13 protein-coding genes and 2 pseudogenes are annotated in these 15,873 nt (G+C 69.1%); 6 read left to right on the top strand and 9 right to left on the bottom strand.

Translation table 11 applies throughout. The features are described 5' to 3' along the window. Positions 1-444 (top strand): annotated as a pseudogene (locus WS91_RS16630) (threonine ammonia-lyase, biosynthetic); the annotation flags it as partial. 19 nt (positions 445-463) lie between these two features. Further along, a complete protein-coding gene (gene queF, locus WS91_RS16625) occupies positions 464-1,288 on the top strand; it encodes an NADPH-dependent 7-cyano-7-deazaguanine reductase QueF (RefSeq protein ID WP_038744705.1) in 825 nt (274 codons plus the stop codon). Between the two features lie 245 nt (positions 1,289-1,533). On the opposite strand, the gene WS91_RS16620 is transcribed toward queF, so the two are convergent. The 3 genes from WS91_RS16620 to WS91_RS16610 all read right to left on the bottom strand — a co-directional run bounded on the left by WS91_RS16620 (position 1,534) and on the right by WS91_RS16610 (position 4,495). Further along, positions 1,534-1,920: a RidA family protein gene (locus WS91_RS16620; protein ID WP_004189219.1), complete on the bottom strand. Its 387-nt coding sequence runs from the start codon at positions 1,918-1,920 to the stop codon at positions 1,534-1,536. Positions 1,921-2,118: 198 nt separating this feature from the next. Next, positions 2,119-3,600 carry an N-acyl-D-amino-acid deacylase family protein gene (locus WS91_RS16615; protein WP_038744362.1) on the bottom strand — a complete coding sequence of 494 codons (1,482 nt, stop codon included), beginning with the start codon at positions 3,598-3,600 and terminating at the stop codon, positions 2,119-2,121. A gap of 1 nt (position 3,601) precedes the next feature. Then, positions 3,602-4,495 (bottom strand): MurR/RpiR family transcriptional regulator, encoded by an 894-nt coding sequence (locus WS91_RS16610; RefSeq protein ID WP_038744364.1) that lies wholly within the window; start codon positions 4,493-4,495, stop codon positions 3,602-3,604. Between the two features lie 137 nt (positions 4,496-4,632). On the opposite strand from WS91_RS16610, the gene WS91_RS16605 reads away from it, so the two are divergent. Next, positions 4,633-5,913, top strand: coding sequence for an amino acid deaminase (locus tag WS91_RS16605; protein ID WP_059644042.1), 1,281 nt, complete (start codon positions 4,633-4,635; stop codon positions 5,911-5,913). Positions 5,914-6,624: 711 nt separating this feature from the next. Continuing rightward, positions 6,625-7,206 (top strand): DJ-1/PfpI family protein, encoded by a 582-nt coding sequence (locus WS91_RS16600; protein ID WP_059670626.1) that lies wholly within the window; start codon positions 6,625-6,627, stop codon positions 7,204-7,206. 42 nt (positions 7,207-7,248) lie between these two features. Here the strand turns inward: WS91_RS16600 and WS91_RS16595 are convergent, their stop codons facing one another. After that, positions 7,249-7,707, bottom strand: coding sequence for a MarR family winged helix-turn-helix transcriptional regulator (locus WS91_RS16595; RefSeq protein WP_059644044.1), 459 nt, complete (start codon positions 7,705-7,707; stop codon positions 7,249-7,251). A gap of 57 nt (positions 7,708-7,764) precedes the next feature. Beyond that, entirely contained in the window at positions 7,765-9,360 is a 1,596-nt protein-coding gene (locus WS91_RS16590) for an MDR family MFS transporter (protein WP_059670625.1), read from the bottom strand. Positions 9,361-9,465: 105 nt separating this feature from the next. Here WS91_RS16590 and WS91_RS16585 point away from each other — a divergent pair, with 105 nt between their 5' ends. Further along, positions 9,466-10,371 (top strand): EcsC family protein, encoded by a 906-nt coding sequence (locus WS91_RS16585; protein WP_059575879.1) that lies wholly within the window; start codon positions 9,466-9,468, stop codon positions 10,369-10,371. On the opposite strand, the gene WS91_RS16580 is transcribed toward WS91_RS16585, so the two are convergent. Both WS91_RS16580 and WS91_RS16575 read right to left on the bottom strand, forming a co-directional pair. Next, complete coding sequence (locus tag WS91_RS16580; protein WP_038744377.1) at positions 10,341-11,306, bottom strand: alpha/beta hydrolase; 966 nt, start codon at positions 11,304-11,306, stop codon at positions 10,341-10,343. The genes WS91_RS16585 and WS91_RS16580 overlap by 31 nt on opposite strands. Before the next feature lie 91 nt (positions 11,307-11,397). Then, positions 11,398-11,832, bottom strand: coding sequence for a CHRD domain-containing protein (locus WS91_RS16575; RefSeq protein WP_038744379.1), 435 nt, complete (start codon positions 11,830-11,832; stop codon positions 11,398-11,400). 591 nt (positions 11,833-12,423) lie between these two features. Between WS91_RS16575 and WS91_RS33440 the strand changes: the two are divergent. Next, positions 12,424-13,110 (top strand): annotated as a pseudogene (locus WS91_RS33440) (hypothetical protein); the annotation flags it as partial. Between the two features lie 30 nt (positions 13,111-13,140). Here WS91_RS33440 and WS91_RS16570 read toward each other — a convergent pair. Beyond that, positions 13,141-14,385, bottom strand: coding sequence for a glycosyltransferase family 4 protein (locus tag WS91_RS16570; RefSeq protein ID WP_038744381.1), 1,245 nt, complete (start codon positions 14,383-14,385; stop codon positions 13,141-13,143). 194 nt (positions 14,386-14,579) lie between these two features. Beyond that, positions 14,580-15,869: a polysaccharide biosynthesis/export family protein gene (locus WS91_RS16565; RefSeq protein ID WP_038744383.1), complete on the bottom strand. Its 1,290-nt coding sequence runs from the start codon at positions 15,867-15,869 to the stop codon at positions 14,580-14,582. Between the last annotated feature and the right edge of the window lie 4 nt (positions 15,870-15,873).

Here is a 15,873-nt window from a genome sequence, read left to right as displayed (position 1 = left end):
TTCAACTACCGGATCGCCGACGCGCAATCGGCGCACATCTTCGTCGGCGTGCAGATCAAGCGGCGCGACGAATCGGATGAGATCGCGCGCAACTTCGCCGTGCACGGCTTCGACACTGTCGATCTGTCGGGCGACGAGCTGTCGAAGCAGCACGTCCGCTACATGGTCGGCGGCCGCTCGCCGCTCGCGCACGACGAGCGGCTGTTCCGCTTCGAATTCCCCGAGCGGCCGGGCGCGCTGATGAAGTTCCTGTCGTCGATGGCGCCCGACTGGAACATCAGCCTGTTCCACTACCGGAACCAGGGCGCCGACTACAGCTCGATCCTCGTCGGCCTGCAAGTGCCGCAGGCCGACCACGCGGAGTTCGAGCGCTTCCTCGCGGCGCTCGGCTATCCGTTCTGGGAAGAGAGCGGCAATCCCGCGTATCGCCTCTTCCTGTCCTGATCCGCAATCCCCATACGATATGAACCCCGAACACTCCCCGCTCGGCAAGACGACCGTCTACTCGGGCGCCTACGATGCGTCGCTGCTGTTTCCGATCCCGCGCGCGGGCGCGCGCGAGCAGATCGGCATCGGCGCGCAGCTGCCGTTCTTCGGCACCGACATCTGGAACGCGTACGAGCTGTCGTGGCTCAACGCGCGCGGCAAGCCGCAAGTCGCGATCGCGACGTTCTACGTGCCGGCCGAATCGCCGAACATCGTCGAATCGAAGTCGTTCAAGCTGTATCTCGGCTCGTTCGCGCAGACCGCGTTCGAATCGATCGACGCGGTGCGCGACACGCTCAAGCGCGACGTGTCGGCCGCATGCGGCGCGAACGTGACGGTGCGCCTTGCGCCGCCCGCCGAATTCCGCAAGCTGCAGATGGACGAGCTCGACGGGCTGTCGCTCGACCGCCTCGATCTCGAAGCCGACGTCTACGAGCCCGATCCGTCGTTCCTCACCGCATCGCACGACGAGGCGCCCGTCGAGGAGACGCTCGTCACCGATCTGCTGAAATCGAACTGCCCGGTGACGGGCCAGCCAGACTGGGGCAGCGTGCAGATCCACTACATCGGCGCGCCGATCGATCATGCCGGCCTGCTGCGCTACATCATTTCGTTTCGCAATCACACGGGCTTTCACGAGCAGTGCGTCGAGCGGATCTTCGTCGACATCCTGCGCGCGTGCAAGCCGGTGAAGCTCGCCGTCTACGCGCGTTACACGCGCCGCGGCGGGCTCGACATCAATCCGTTCCGCACCAATTACAACCAGCCGATGCCGGACAACGCGCGCACCGCGCGGCAGTGACGCGCGGGCGGTGACGCTCGCGGCGCGAGCGTCGCGCGCCGCCATCGGCCGTCACCGAGCGCCGCCTGCGTGCGAATGCTCGGCTTGCCGCGAGATGGCGAGAGATGGCGCGGGATGGTGCGAGGCGATCGATCAGCCGCGCCCCGCCCGCGAGCGCCGATCCGGTTCGCCCATGAAAAAACGGGGCCCGCTCGGGGCCCCGTTTTTCGTTTACCGCCGACGTGCCGCGCGCGGCGCGCGCCGCGTCACTTCGCCGGCGCCTTGTACGCGATACAGTCGACTTCGACCTTGCAGTCGATCACCATGCTCGACTGCACGCACGCGCGCGCGGGCGGATGCTCGCCGAAATACGAGATGAAGACCTTGTTGAACGACGCGAAATCGCGCGCGTCGTCGAGCCACACGCCGCAGCGCACGACGTGCTCGAGGCCGTAGCCCGCTTCCTTCAGGATCGCGATCACGTTCTCGATCGCCTGCTTCGACTGCGTGACGATCCCGCCCTCGACGACCTCGCCGTTCACCATCGGCGTCTGGCCGGACACGTAGAGCCACCCGTCCGCCTCGACCGCACGCGCGAACGGCATCACCTGACCGCCCGTGCCCTTCGCTTCGCCCACGCCATATCGCTTCATCGTTTCACTCCTTCGTTTCGTTTGCCAACGCGCGCCGCCCGCGCAAGGCGCGCGGCGCGCGACGTTCCATTGCCGACGTTCCATTGCCGACGTTCCATTGCCGACGTTCCATTGCCGACGTTCCATTGCCGACGTTCGATTACCGCCACGCGCCTCGACCGGATCGGGAGCCGCTTCCATCACGGCAATCAGGCACGTTCAGAACGCGTCGTCCGCCGTCGCCGCGGCGCGCGCGCCGCGCGCGACGAAGCGGCCGGCGCGCTCGCCCGTCGGCGCGCCGCCGCAATACGACAGCACGCCGTTCACCCACACCGCCTCGATCCCGTGCGCCGGCTGCTGCGGCTGCTCGAACGTCGCCGCGTCGCGCACGCGATCCGCGTCGAACAGCACGAGGTCCGCGTGATGGCCGACCCGCACTTCGCCGCGCTGCGCGAGCCCGAAGCGCCGCGCCGACAGCGACGTCATCTTGCGCACCGCCTCCTCGAGCGGGATCAGCCGTTCGTCGCGCGCGTAGTGGCCGAGCACGCGCGGAAACGCGCCCCAGAGGCGCGGATGCGGCAGCGGATCGTTCGGCAGGCCGTCGGAGCCGACCATCGTCGCCGGATGCGACAGAATCCGGCGCACGTCGTCCTCCGACATGTTGTGATACACGGCGCCCGCGGGCTGCAATCGGCGCGCCGCGTCCTGCTCGGGCACGCCCCATTCGCGTGCGATCGCCTTCAGCAGCTTGCCCGCCATCTCCGGATGCGGCCGCGACCACGTGATCGTGATGTCGATGTCGCCCGTCGCCTGCTTGATGTCGAGCGTCGACGAGCTGCGGCTGTACGGATAGCAGTCGCAGCCGACGGGCTGGATGCGCCGCGCGCCCTCGAGCGACGCGAGCACTTCGCCGCTGCGCCCCCAGTTCGACGGCCCCGCGCACTTCAGATGCGAGATCACGACGGGCACGCGCGCATGCCGGCCGACGCGGTACGCCTCGTCCATCGCGTCGAGGATCGCGTCGAATTCGGTGCGCATGTGCGTCGTGTAGACGGCGCCCGCGTTCGCGAGCGGCTCGGCGAGCGCCATCACCTCTTCGGTCGGCGCGGCGAACGCGGAGCCGTACGCGAGCCCCGAGCTCAGGCCGAGCGCGCCGTGCGCGAGCGCCTCCTCGAGCTGCGCGCGCATCGCGGCGATTTCGGATTCGGTTGCCGCGCGGTCGAGCCGGTCCATCTGGTTGTTGCGCAGCGCGGTATGGCCGACGAGCGCCGCGACGTTCACGGCCGGCCGCGCCGCGCCCACCGCGTCGACGTACGCGGCGAAGGTCGGATAGCGAAACGCCTCGCGCGCGCCGAGCAGGTTCATCGGATCGGGCGGATCGCCGCTCAGCGCGACGGGCGACGCGCTGATCCCGCAATTGCCGACGATCACCGTCGTCACGCCCTGCGAAATCTTCGGCAGCATCTGCGGCGCGTCGATCACGTGCGTATCGTCGTGCGTGTGCACGTCGACGAAGCCGGGCGCGAGCGCGCGGCCGTTCGCCTCGACCACCTGCTCGGCGAGCCAGTTCGACAGGTTGCCGATCGCGGCGATCCGGTCGCCGCGAATCGCGACGTCGCGCTCGACGGGAGGCGCGCCCGTGCCGTCGTACAACTGCGCGCCGACGATCAGCGTATCGGCCGCTTCGGGATGCGAGTGCATGTCAGTCTCCTAACGGTTGGCGGTCGCCGCCGCCTCGGTGCAGGTCGAGCGCGTGCTTCATCCGGCGCAACAGCTCGCGGCAGTCGTCGCCGAGCCGCAGCGCGACTTCGGTGACGAGCACGTCGAGCGCCATCAGCATCGCATAGCGCGATGTCGACGGCTTGAAGATGAAATCGGTTTCGAACGCGACGACGGGAATCAGGTGATCGGCGAGCTGCGCGAGCGGCGACGCGGGCGCGGTGATCGCGACGAGCGTCGCGCCGTAGCGCTTCGCGAGCGCGCAGCTCTCGATCTGCTCGGGAACGCGCCCCGACACCGACAACGCGACGACGACGCAGCCGGGCGCCGCCGTGCTCGCGACCATCCGCTGCAACAGCGCGTCCTGGTAGCTCGCGACCGGCCGGCCGAAGCGCACGAGGCGAAAGCGCAGCTCGTCGGCGAGCGCGGTCGAGCCGCCGCCCTGGCCGTACACGTAGATCATGTTCGCGGCGGCGAGGGCCGTGGCCGGCCCGTCGAACGGCGTCTGGCGCAGCAGCCGGTGGTTGTGCTCGAGCGCGATCTGCACGTCCTCGTACACGCGCGCGACGGGCGTTGCGTCGCGCTCCGAGTCGGCCTCGGCCGGGGTCAGAAAGCGCTGGCCGACCGCCGCCGCCTGCGCGAGCCGCAGCTTCAGCTCGCGCACGTCGCGGCAGCCGACCGCCTTCGCGAAACGCGTGACGGTCGCGACACTCACGTCCGCCTGCGCGGCGAGCGCGCCGATGCTCGCGTGCGCGGCCTGGGCCAAATCGCCGAGGATCAGCGCCGCGACCTTGCGCTCGGCGTCGCGCAGCTCGGGCGCGCACTCGGTGATCCGGGCGACGATGTCGAAGGCGGGCTGCTCGATGGACGAGATCATGGGGACGCGGCGTACTTGCAGGGGCAGCCGGTGCGAACCGGCTTGTTAATAAATAACATCACCGCAGCGATGCTACTTTCTGTACTATCGCGAAGTCAACTTCGCATCGATATATATGGACGATGGAGCGAGATGAGATGAAAGTTACAAACTATCAGGAAGCGACGATCGATCCGTTCGGCAAGGGCCTCGGCAACGTGCCGAGCGCGAGCGTGCCGCTCGCCGACGCGGGCCGCCTCGAATGGAATCTGCTCGCCGAGGACGTGAGCCTGCCCGCCGCCGTGCTGTATGCGCAGCGGATCGAGCACAACCTGAAGTGGATGCAGGCGTTCGTCGCCGAATACGGCGTGAAGCTCGCGCCGCACGGCAAGACGACGATGGCGCCGCAGTTGTTCCGCCGCCAGCTCGAAACGGGCGCATGGGGCATCACGCTCGCGACCGCGCATCAGGTGCGCGCCGCGTACCACGGCGGCGTGCGGCGCGTGCTGCTCGCGAACCAGCTCGTCGGCAAGCACAACATGGCGATGATCGCCGAGCTGCTGACCGACCCCGATTTCGAATTCTTCTGCCTCGTCGACTCGGTCGACGGCGTCGAGCAACTCGGCCGCTTCTTCGGCGCGGCGGGCAAGCCGCTCAACGTGCTGCTCGAGCTCGGCGTGCCGGGCGGGCGCACCGGCGTGCGCGACGACGCGCAACGCGACGCGGTGCTCGCCGCGATCGCGCGCCACGCGGGCGTGCTGAAGCTCGCGGGCATCGAGCTGTACGAAGGCGTGTTGAAGGAGGAAGGCGAGATCCGCGCGTTCCTCAGGCGCGCGGTCGGGCTCGTGCACGAGCTCGCGTCGGCGGGCCGCTTCGCGCGCGCGCCGGCGCTGCTGTCGGGCGCGGGCTCCGCATGGTACGACGTGGTCGCCGAGGAGTTCGCGCAGGCGTCCGACGCCGGCGTGATCGACGTCGTGCTGCGCCCCGGCTGCTATCTGACGCACGACGTCGGCATCTACAAGAAGGCGCAGACCGACATCTTCGCGCGCAACCCGATCGCGCGGAAGATGGGCGAAGGCCTGCTGCCGGCGCTGCAACTGTGGGCGTACGTGCAATCGATTCCGGAGCCGGAGCGCGCGATCGTCGCGCTCGGCAAGCGCGACTCGGCGTTCGACGCGGGCCTGCCGGAGCCGGCGCGCCACTTCCGCCCGAGCGCGGGCGGGCTGCCGCGCGAGATCGCGCCGGGCGAAGGCTGGGAGGTGACCGGGCTGATGGATCAGCACGCGTACTTGAAGATTCCGGCAGGCGCGGACCTGAAGGTCGGCGACATGGTGGCGTTCGACATCTCGCACCCGTGCCTCACGTTCGACAAATGGCGGCAGTTGCTCGTCGTCGATCCGCAGTACCGCGTGACCGAAGTGATCGAGACGTACTTCTGACGTCGACTCGCGTTTCGCGCAAGCGGCCGGCGGCGCGAGCGGCGGCCGCTCGCGAGGGGCGACCGAGTGCGGCAACGCACGGCGCGGCATGACGACGCGCGTGCCGCGTCGCACCCGAGCGGCGGCCGCCGCTCTTCGTCGCTTCGTCGCTTCGTCGCTTCGTCGCTACTTCGCTACTTCGTCATCGATTCGCGCCGTCACGTGACCGAGGCGATCCACGCGCACTTGCGGCGTCGACGCACGTTTGGCGGGCCGCGGTAGCGATCTGGCGCACGGGCAGCCGGCGTTCGCGCGAAGCAGTCGCGCACGAGCGCGCGCTAGCGCCACGCGCGTCGTGCATGCCGCGCGTGCCGTGCATGCCGAGTCGCCGCTCGATTCGCCGTTCCCGCGCCCGTTCGTTTCGCGATCGGCGGCGCACGCTCGCGCAACGCCCGCACGCCGCACGCTTCGCCCATCCGCGCCGCGCTCCGCGCATCATTTCATTCCGTCCGGCGCCACCTTCTCCGCGCCGCCGAGAGGGCAGCCGCCTCGCCAAGCATCCTGACGCCGACGGCCCCATCATCCGTGCGCGCCGCGCCGGTGCGGCGGCCGCGCACCCGATCGCCCCTTGCGTCACGCGCGCTTCACGCGCGCGTCATCTGCATCGCGGCGGGCCGGAGTACACTGCCCGTTCGTCCTGGATCATCCGACGTCGTTCAACAGGAGAAGGCCATGGCAGCAAAGAAGATTCTGTTTCTGACGGGCGATTTCGCCGAAGACTACGAGACGATGGTGCCGTTCCAGGCGCTGCTCGCGATCGGCCATCACGTCGACGCCGTCTGCCCCGGCAAGCGCGCGGGCGACAAGGTGAAGACGGCGATTCACGATTTCGAAGGCGATCAGACGTACACGGAAAAGCCCGGCCACCAGTTCACGCTCAACGCGACGTTAGACGACGTCGACGCGACGGGCTACGACGCGCTCGCGATCGCCGGCGGCCGCGCGCCGGAGTATCTGCGTCTCGACCCGAAAGTGATCGCGCTCGTGCGCGCGTTCGCCGAAGCGAAGAAGCCGATTGCGGCGATTTGTCACGCGGCGCAATTGCTCGCGGCGGCCGACGTGATCCGCGGCAAGCGGATTTCGGCCTACCCGGCGTGCGCGCCGGAAGTGCGGCTCGCGGGCGGCGAATATGCGGATATCCCGGTCGACGCCGCCGTCACCGACGCGCCGTTCGTCACCGCGCCCGCGTGGCCCGCGCATCCCGCGTGGCTGTCGCAATTCCTCGCGCTGCTCGGCACGCGCATCGAACTCTGAGCCGGCGCGCGCGGCGGCGCGCACCGCATGCACGCCGCGCGCTCAGCGCGTCGCGGCCTTCGCCTGCGGCGCGCCGCCCACTTCGGCGACGCGCGCCTCCAGCATCGCCAATGCGCCGGACAGCGCATTGAGCGCATCGTCCGGCAGCGACGCCATCGTGTCGTGCAGGAACGCATTGCGGCGCGGCAGGCACGCCTCGAACGCCGCGCGCCCGGCGCTCGTCAGCTTCACGTTCGTCACGCGGTTGTCGCGCGGATCGGCTTCGCGGTCGATCCAGCCGAGCGTCTCGAGCGTCTTCAACTGGCGCGTGAGCGCGCCCGGATCGACGCGCAACAGCTCGACGAGCCGCTTCTGCGACGACGCCCCGCCTTGCTGCTCGAGCGCGACCATGATGCGCCAGCGCGGCAGCGGCTGCCCGACGTGCGTCTCGAACGCGGCCATGAACGCGCGGTACGTGCGTCCGAACTGCTGCAAGATCGCGATGCGGTCCTGTTCTTCCATGCGCTGACTTCGGCTCCGATAAGCAAACTGATAGGGATGGCGCGAGCAAGCGCCCGCTCACTCGGCGACGACGGTCGGCTCGAGCTTGCGGCGCAGCGCGACGGGCGGCACGCGGCGGCTTTGCCACACCGCGACGAGCGCGACGAGCGCGCCGAGCGCGATGCCGATATGAATCGCGCCGACGAGCGACTCGCGCGCCGCTTCGAGCAAACGCGCGCCATGATGCCCGGCGCGCGCGAGTTCGTCCACCAGGCGCGCCTGCGCGGCGCGGTCGATCAGCACCTGCGGATCGGCGAGGCTCGCCTGCCACCGCAGCGCGCCGTCGGCGGCGAGCGCGTCGCGCACGCCGCTCGCGTAGAGCTGGTTGACGAGCGTGCCCGTGAGCGCCGTGCCGACCATCCCGCCCACCATCCGCAGCGATTGCAGCAGCGCGGTCGCGATCCCGAGATGCTCGCGGCCCGCCGTCTGCTGCGCGAACACGGTCAGGTTCGGCAGCACGAAGCCGAGGCCCACGCCGCCCGCGACCATCAGCGCCATCAGCGCCCAGCCGGGCGTCGCGTGCGTCGACGCGACGACGCCCCCGCACGCGATCGCGAACAGCAGGAAACCGACGTACAGCATCGCATTCGGGTGGCGGATGCGCGTGATCACGCGGCCGTTCATGATGCTGCCGATCGTGATGAACACGACGAGCGGCGTGATGACGACGCCCGCCTGCTGCGGCGACATCCCGAAACCGCCCTGGAACAGCAGCGGCGCGTAGAAAAGGAGCGAGAACATCGCGAAGCCGGCGAGGATCGCGAGAATGAAGAGCGCCGACAGCGCACGGTTCGAGAACATGTCGAACGGCAGAATCGGCTGCGCGCAGCGCTTCTCCCAGCGCCACAGCGCGACGCCGCCCGCAAGCGCGGCGACGAGCAGCAGCGTCGGCCAGCCGCCGATCCCGTACTTCGGCAGCCATTCGACGAAAAGCTGCATCGCGCCGAGCGTCGCCGCGATGAGGAGCGCGCCCGGCCAGTCGAGCCGCATCTTGGCGCTGTGCTCGACGTGCCGCATGTGCGGCAGATAGCGCCACACGAAGAAAAGCGACAGCAGGCCCACCGGCAGATTCACGTAGAACACCGAGCGCCAGCCGTAGTTCTGCGTGAGCACGCCGCCGAGCGACGGCCCGATCGCGTTCGCGATGCCGAACGCCGAGCTCATCAGCACCTGCCAGCGCAGCCGCACGACCGAATCGGGAAAGAGGTCCGGAATACACGCGAACGCGGTGCCGACGAGCATCCCGCCGCCGATTCCCTGCAACCCGCGCGCGAGCACGAGCGACAGCATGTCCTGCGCCATCCCGCACAGCACCGACGCCCCCGTGAACACGACGAGCGACGCGATCACGAACGGCTTGCGCCCGTAATAGTCGCCGAGCCGCCCGAAGATCGGCACCGTGATCACCGACGCGAGCAGGTACGACGTCGCGACCCACGCGTACAGGTCGAAGCCGCGCAGCTCGGCGACGATCGTCGGCAGCGCGGTGCCGACCACCGTCTGGTCGAGCGCGACGAGCATCGTCACGAAGGAAATGCCGAGCATCGCGAGCAGCGATTCTCGAAACGGAAGGACTTGCCCGCTCGAATGGTGGGCGGCGGTATGGACAGCCATTTTTTGTTCGCGCAACTTTTGATGCGTCAACGAATTAAAAATTTTATCATGCATCGGGTAATCTAGCCGGCGCCCCCCATGCGATGCGCGCCGCGAAGGAGTCAGATGGAACCGCTCACAATCGTTACCGGGCCGACGCTGTCGGCCGAGGATCTCGACACGCTGCGCCGGGCGAAGCAGGCGCTCGAAAGCCCGTCGCTGACGATCAAGCTGACGAGCGTCGTCGGCGCGCCCGTCGAGAAGATGATCGGCAAGCTGCCCGGCTTCGCGACCGACAAGATCAACGACGCGACGCAGCTCGCGCTGCGCAAGTGCCTGCACATCGCGCTGCGCACGCTCGGCAAGTCGGGCGGCGTCGCGAGCGAGGGCGAGACGCCGAGCAAGCCGAGCAACCTGCTGCACAAGCTCGCCGTCGCGACGACGGGCGCGGCGGGCGGCGCGTTCGGCCTGTTCGCGCTGCCTGTCGAGCTGCCCGTCACGACGACGCTGATGTTCCGCTCGATCTGCGACATCGCGCGCAGCGAGGGCGAGGATCTGTCGGCCGCCGAGGCGCAGCTGCAATGCCTCGCGGTGCTCGGGATGGGCGGCGGCTTCGGCCCGCTGCCGGGCGCGGACAAAACCGGCGGCAATGCGCGGCGGGACAGGCGCGAGAAGGAAGAGGAGGACGCCGACATCGGCTATTTCGTGCTGCGCGGCGCACTCGCGCAGGCGGTGTCGAAAGCCTCGTCGGAGATGGCGTCGAAGGGTTTCGCGACGCACGGCTCGACCGCCCTGCTGCGCCTCGTGCAGTCGATCGCGTCGCGCTTTTCGGTGCAGGTGACCGAGCAGATCGCCGCGAAGTCGATTCCGGCGATCGGCGCCGTGCTCGGCGCAACCGTCAATACGCTCTTCATCGACCACTTCCAGCAGGCCGCGCACGGCCACTTCGCGGTGCGCCGGCTCGAGCGCAAGTACGGGCAGGCGGCCGTGAAGGCCGCGTATCAGGCGATCGACGCGTCGGCCGTACGCTGAGTCGCGCGCTCGACGGCGACGCGCCGCACGAACGCGGCCGCGCGCTCGAGCGCCCGCGACGATTCGGGCACGAACGGCACGTAGATCTGCCACACGTGCGGCATCTCCGGCCACACCTCGAGCTCGACGTGCACGCCCGCCGCGCGCGCCTTGTGCGCGACGCGCCGCGAATCGTCGAGCAGCACCTCGGTGCTGCCCGCCTGGATGAAGAGCGGCGGCAATCCCGTGTAATCCGCGTATAGCGGCGATGCGTACGGATGCGTGCCCGGCGTGTCGCCGAGATAGAGGCGCGCCGCGCGGCCGAGCGCCGCGCCCGCGAACATCGGATCGAGGCCGTCGTGCGAGCGCAGCGTGTCGCCCGTCGCGGCGAGATCGGTCCACGGCGAGAACAGCACGGCGCCCGCGGGCAGCGGATCGCCCGCGTCGCGCAGCGCGACGAGCGTCGCGAGCGCAAGGCCGCCGCCCGCCGAATCGCCGCCGAACACGATCGATTCGGGCGGCGTGCCCGCCGCGACGAGATGCCGGTACGCCGCGAGCGCGTCGTCGAGCGCGGCCGGAAACGGATGCTCGGGCGCGAGCCGGTAGTCGAGCGAGAACGAGCGCACGCCCGCGTGCTTCGTCAGCGCGAACACGAGCGGCCGATGCGTCTGCGGGCAGCAGAAGTAATAGCCGCCGCCGTGGAAATACAGCAGCATCCGGCTGTGCCGCGCGTGGCCGCGCAGCGCGTCCGCGCGCTCGAGCCATTCTCCGCGCAACGGCGCGTCGCCGTCGGCGTAGCGCTCGCGCAGCCGCCAGCCCGCGGGCGGGCGGCGCGGCACGCGCATGCGCAGCTTCGTCAGACGCCGCGCGCGCGCCGGATCGATCACGGGCCGCAGCGTCTCGGGCCGAAATTGCCGGCGCAGCAGCCAGCACGCGACTTTGCTCTGCCAACTCATCGAACGCACTCCGAACCAGAAGAACGTGACGATACTACGTGCGATTCGGCGCGCGTCCGTCGATTGGCCCCTCTAAATCCGCCTGCGCGGCTCAGTTCGCCGGCCGGATCTGGCCGCGAATCTCGCCGCCCGGATGGGCTTTCGTATGCACGTTGAAATACCACTTGCCCGCCATCAGGTCGCCGACCTGCTCGTCGGTCAGCGCCTTCTCGCCCGCGATCGGGCTCGCGAGCGCGTCCTTCGGGATCGGCACCTGAACGCCCGCGTTCTGGCCGACGGGCGCGGGGCCGTGAAAATGCGCGGCCGTCGCCGGGCCCGTCAGGTCGCGGTACGCGACGTTCCAGCGCAGCGTGTGGGTGGCCGTGTCGTAGGTCGCGTCGAGCGCGCCCGAGCCCTTGCTCGTCGTCGGCGGCACCTCGCTCGACGGCTGCAGGTTCGCGGCGAGCTTCACCGTCTCCGCACGCGCGATGCCCGCCGCGAACGCGCACGCGAGCACGCCGATTCCAATCTTGCGCAATGTCAACATGGCTCCTCCTTGCGATCGTCGAGCACATTGCACGGGCGCGCACGCCGCCCGCTTGAATTCCGATGGTAGACGATCTTGCACGCGCGGCGCTCGGCGCGATGCGATCGCCCCGCCGCGTCCGCCCGCGCGCGACATCGCGTCCGGCGGCCGATGCACGGATGCCGGCAGGCGGAAAGCTGCCGCCGAGAACACAGATTTGCACGAAACGGGCTGAATCCGCACGCGAGGTTTCGCTACACTCGTTGCACACAGTTGCTTGTTTCCTTCCGTCCGAAGGAAAATCTGCGAGTTTGGACGCGGCCTTCGGGCCGCTTTTTTTGCCCGGCTCGTCCGCCCGCGCACGATTGCGCGGCGACGTCGCTCGCACGGCGATGCGAGCTCGTACGAAGCGCCGCCGCCGGACTTTCACCGCACGCGCAATACGCCGCATCGTTGCATCGTCGCATCGCGCGCGAACGGCTCCCGCTCGTCTCTTCCGCCATTTGCGAAATCAGCGTCGCGCGCCGGCGCGTCACGTCACGTTCCTGCCATTTACGCGACAATCGGTTCGACCCGAATCAAACCATGTGAAAGGTTGCGCCAGTTCTCCGCCTGTCGTCGTCGCCTCTTCGCACCGCCCTGTCCCGCCGGTTTCCGCTGCGAAGCGCGGTCCGCGCATCCGCGCTCGCCGCGACATCCGCGCACGCGCAGGAATTCGCGCCGTTCGGCGGTCTGCTCTCGGGCAGAGGCGCTCACAGCTACACGCGGGCGTTCGATTATCAGGAAGGGCTCGGCCGCTATGCGGCCGCCGGGGCTTCGCCTAGTACAACGAGGGACACATTACGAATCACCACCGCGACGGCCAGGCGGTCCGGCTCTGGAGCCGGCCGCCGCTGCGCGACAACCGCTTCGTGATCTCGGCGGGCGCGGGCCCGTACCGGTATCTCGACACGACCGCCGCGTCCGAAGGGCGCGGCTGTTCGAACTCGCACGGCTGGGGCGTGTTGATGAGCGTGCGCGCCGCGTACTACATGTCGCATCGGTGGCTCGCGCACGCGCTCCTCGATGACAAGGTCAGGCTTTCCGCCGGCGCGGGCGCGTACCTCACGCTCAACGCGCGCAGCCTCCGCGGCCGCACCGGCGAAGGCGACGGCCGCGTGTCCGGCATCGCGTCGATGCCGGCGAGCTACCGGTTCGACGATCGCTCGCGCGCGTCACGTGGAATCGCGTCGTCACGCGTTACGATCGCCAAACGACCGCAATACGGACGCGATTCAGGCCGGGCTCGGCCACCGCTTCCGACGCCCTCTCGACTTCTTTTGGCTTGCGTCAATCGAGCGCGCGCAGCACGCCGATCAGCTGCTTCGCGGCGACGTCCCATTGATACCGCGACGCGTGCCTGCGCCCTTTCTCGCGCATCTCGCGGCGCAGCTCGGCATTACCCATCAGCTGCGCGATCGTCGCCGCGATGTCGATCGCGTCGTGCGCGTCGCAATACAGCGCGGCGTCGCCGCACGCCTCGGGCAGCGACGCCGCCCGCGACACGATCACGGGACACCCGCAATACATCGCCTCGAGCGGCGGTAGGCCGAATCCTTCGTATAACGAAGGAAATACGAAGCAACCGGCATGCTCGTAAAGCGCCTTCAGCTCGCCGTCGCTCACGTAGCCCGCCCACGTGACGTTCCGGGCGCTCGCGTTCTCGCCGAGCTGCGACGCGCCGAAAATCTTGACGTTGCTGCCGCCCGCGATCACGAACTTGAGCTCGGGGTGCGTGCGCTCGAGCCGCGCGATCGCGTCGAGCGTGCGCGCGAGATTCTTGCCGGGCGCGATCGAGCCGACGATCAGCACGTAGCCGTCGTAGGCGAGGCCGAGCCGCTCTAGCACCGACGGATCGCTTTCGACGCGTCCGAAGTGGTCGACGCCCGACACGATCGTCGACACGTCCGTCGGCGCGACGCCGAGACGCGCGACGATCCGCTCCTTCGAGAAACGCGACACCGTCAGGATGTGCCGCGCGCGGCGCTTGAGCATCCAGAACGCGAAGCGATACCAAAGGCGGAACGTGAGCGAATAGCCCTGCGGAAAGTCGAACACGGCGACGTCGTGAATCATCACCACCTGGTTGCGCTTGAAGAGCGGCCCGACGTTGCAGAGGCTGACGAGCGTCTGCCCGCGCGTCGCGAACGGCAGCGCCAGTTGCTCCCACAGCGCGCCGCGCAGCCGCGGCACGACGCGACGCGCGACCGCAGGCGGCAGCGCATCGCTCGCGTGATCGCGCGGCACGACGAGCGTCGGATTACGCTCGCCCGGCAACAGACGCGCAAGCGCCGACGTGAACTCGTGCGCGACGCGCTGCACGCCCGTGAGGCGCTGCGACGTGAACTTGCCGTTGATCGCGACGGGCGCCGGCAACGCCGCGACGCCCGAACGCTCGGCGGCGAGCGCGGCGCGAGGCGGCGCGTCGTGCACCGCGCTCGCCGCCTGCGACGCGCTCACCGTCATTACATCGAAGTCCTGACGATCTCGCAGCACATGCGGCGACGGTTTGGATAAGGGGGAAGACAGATTCATGGCGGCAGCGGCGGCGTGACGACACCTGGTTGACGGTCGCATCCGCGACAGTCGCGGATGTACGCTATACACGTTCAAGTGTCGTCGTTCCGTGGCGCGCGGTCTGTGCGTTCCGTCGCACAACGCGGCGCACAACGCAGCGCACAAGGCGGCGCACGGCGCGCGAACGTCGCCGTGCGCCGCATCCGCATGCGTCAGCGGCCGTGGCTTACCGACCAGATCAGATAGAACGACTCGGCGGTCGGCAGGATCTGCGCGAGCATCCGGTTGAAGCGCGCGGCGGGCGCGGTGCCCACGTACACGACGTCGAGCGGCTTCATGTCGAACTCGGTCGCGAGCATCAGCGCGTCCACCTGCGTCATATCGAGGCGGAACACTTCGGGCTTGTTGTGCTCGGGCGCGTAGTTGACCTTCTTCAGGCCTTCCTGCAATCCGCTTTGCACTCCGGGTGCCTGAGCAAGCGGCGGATTCGGATGGCGGACCACGATCACCTGGCGCGGATTCGCCCCCGTCGGATCGATGCTGCCCGCCGCGCTCAATGCATCCGCGAGCGACAACTGCCCCTGGTTCATGTAGACCGTCTGCGGCTTCGGCACCTCGCCCATCACGAACACGCGGTTCTGCATGCGATCGGGCACGTGAACGATGTCGTTCGCCTGCAGCACGATGTTCTGGCGCAAGTCGCCGCGATTCAGGATGCGGTTCACGTCGATCGTCATCACCTGGTCGCCGCGCGTGACGAGCACGCGTTGCAGATCGGCGTCGGGATTGCCGCCGCCCGCGCGGTTGAGCGCATCGACGACGCGCAGATGCGAACCCGTCAGCGACAGTTGGCCCGGGTTCTTCACGTCGCCCGTCACCTGCACGCGCTGACTGCGGTACTGCGTCACGCGCACGTCGATCTGAGGATTCCTGATCTGTTTATTGAGCCGATGCGACAGCAGCGCGGCGATCTGCACGGGGCTCATCCCTTCGACACGCACGCGCCCGATCGTCGGAAAGAAGATCGTGCCGTCGGCGGCGACGCGCTGGCCCGGCGAATCGACCTCGCCCTGCCCGTTCGTGCCGAACGCGCTGACCTGCTGCGGCAGCACGCCGCCCAGGCCGCCCGACGCCTGCAGCGTGCCGATGTCGGCGAGCGGCGACGTGTCGGTGCCCGTGCCGTTACTGCCGCCGCGCGTGAGTTCGGGGTGATCCCATACGACGATGCCGAGTACGTCGTCCGGGCCGACGCGATAGTCGGCGGGCGCGGCGGGCAGGCTCTGCGCGATCCCCGCTTCCTTCGCGCGCGTGTCGGCCTCGTCGGCCTGCTTGAGCGTGTAGACGAGCTGCGGCGTGATCAGCTTGACGTCGTACACCGCCGAATCCGTCGGTGCGCTCAGATTGTCGTTCATGCGGCTCGAATCGAGCGCCGGCCCGGGGGCCAGCGCACAGCCCGACAAGGCGGCCGCCGCGGCGGCCGCCCATGCTAGGGGCTTGAACATCTTG

Source organism: Burkholderia sp. MSMB1498 (genome assembly GCF_001526245.1).
GTDB lineage: Bacteria > Pseudomonadota > Gammaproteobacteria > Burkholderiales > Burkholderiaceae > Burkholderia > Burkholderia savannae.
The sequence above is the reverse complement of the archived record's forward strand: the minus strand, read 5'-3'. Positions and strand labels throughout refer to the sequence as shown.

What these genes read in the sequence shown, in the direction of transcription:
- queF (WP_038744705.1), top strand. Translation starts at nt 464, where the DNA reads ATGAACCCCGAACACTCCCCGCTCGGCAAGACGACCGTCTACTCGGGC.
- WS91_RS16620 (WP_004189219.1), bottom strand. Translation starts at nt 1,920, where the DNA reads ATGAAGCGATATGGCGTGGGCGAAGCGAAGGGCACGGGCGGTCAGGTG.
- WS91_RS16615 (WP_038744362.1), bottom strand. Translation starts at nt 3,600, where the DNA reads ATGCACTCGCATCCCGAAGCGGCCGATACGCTGATCGTCGGCGCGCAG.
- WS91_RS16610 (WP_038744364.1), bottom strand. Translation starts at nt 4,495, where the DNA reads ATGATCTCGTCCATCGAGCAGCCCGCCTTCGACATCGTCGCCCGGATC.
- WS91_RS16605 (WP_059644042.1), top strand. Translation starts at nt 4,633, where the DNA reads ATGAAAGTTACAAACTATCAGGAAGCGACGATCGATCCGTTCGGCAAG.
- WS91_RS16600 (WP_059670626.1), top strand. Translation starts at nt 6,625, where the DNA reads ATGGCAGCAAAGAAGATTCTGTTTCTGACGGGCGATTTCGCCGAAGAC.
- WS91_RS16595 (WP_059644044.1), bottom strand. Translation starts at nt 7,707, where the DNA reads ATGGAAGAACAGGACCGCATCGCGATCTTGCAGCAGTTCGGACGCACG.
- WS91_RS16590 (WP_059670625.1), bottom strand. Translation starts at nt 9,360, where the DNA reads ATGGCTGTCCATACCGCCGCCCACCATTCGAGCGGGCAAGTCCTTCCG.
- WS91_RS16585 (WP_059575879.1), top strand. Translation starts at nt 9,466, where the DNA reads ATGGAACCGCTCACAATCGTTACCGGGCCGACGCTGTCGGCCGAGGAT.
- WS91_RS16580 (WP_038744377.1), bottom strand. Translation starts at nt 11,306, where the DNA reads ATGAGTTGGCAGAGCAAAGTCGCGTGCTGGCTGCTGCGCCGGCAATTT.
- WS91_RS16575 (WP_038744379.1), bottom strand. Translation starts at nt 11,832, where the DNA reads ATGTTGACATTGCGCAAGATTGGAATCGGCGTGCTCGCGTGCGCGTTC.
- WS91_RS16570 (WP_038744381.1), bottom strand. Translation starts at nt 14,385, where the DNA reads ATGAATCTGTCTTCCCCCTTATCCAAACCGTCGCCGCATGTGCTGCGA.
- WS91_RS16565 (WP_038744383.1), bottom strand. Translation starts at nt 15,869, where the DNA reads ATGTTCAAGCCCCTAGCATGGGCGGCCGCCGCGGCGGCCGCCTTGTCG.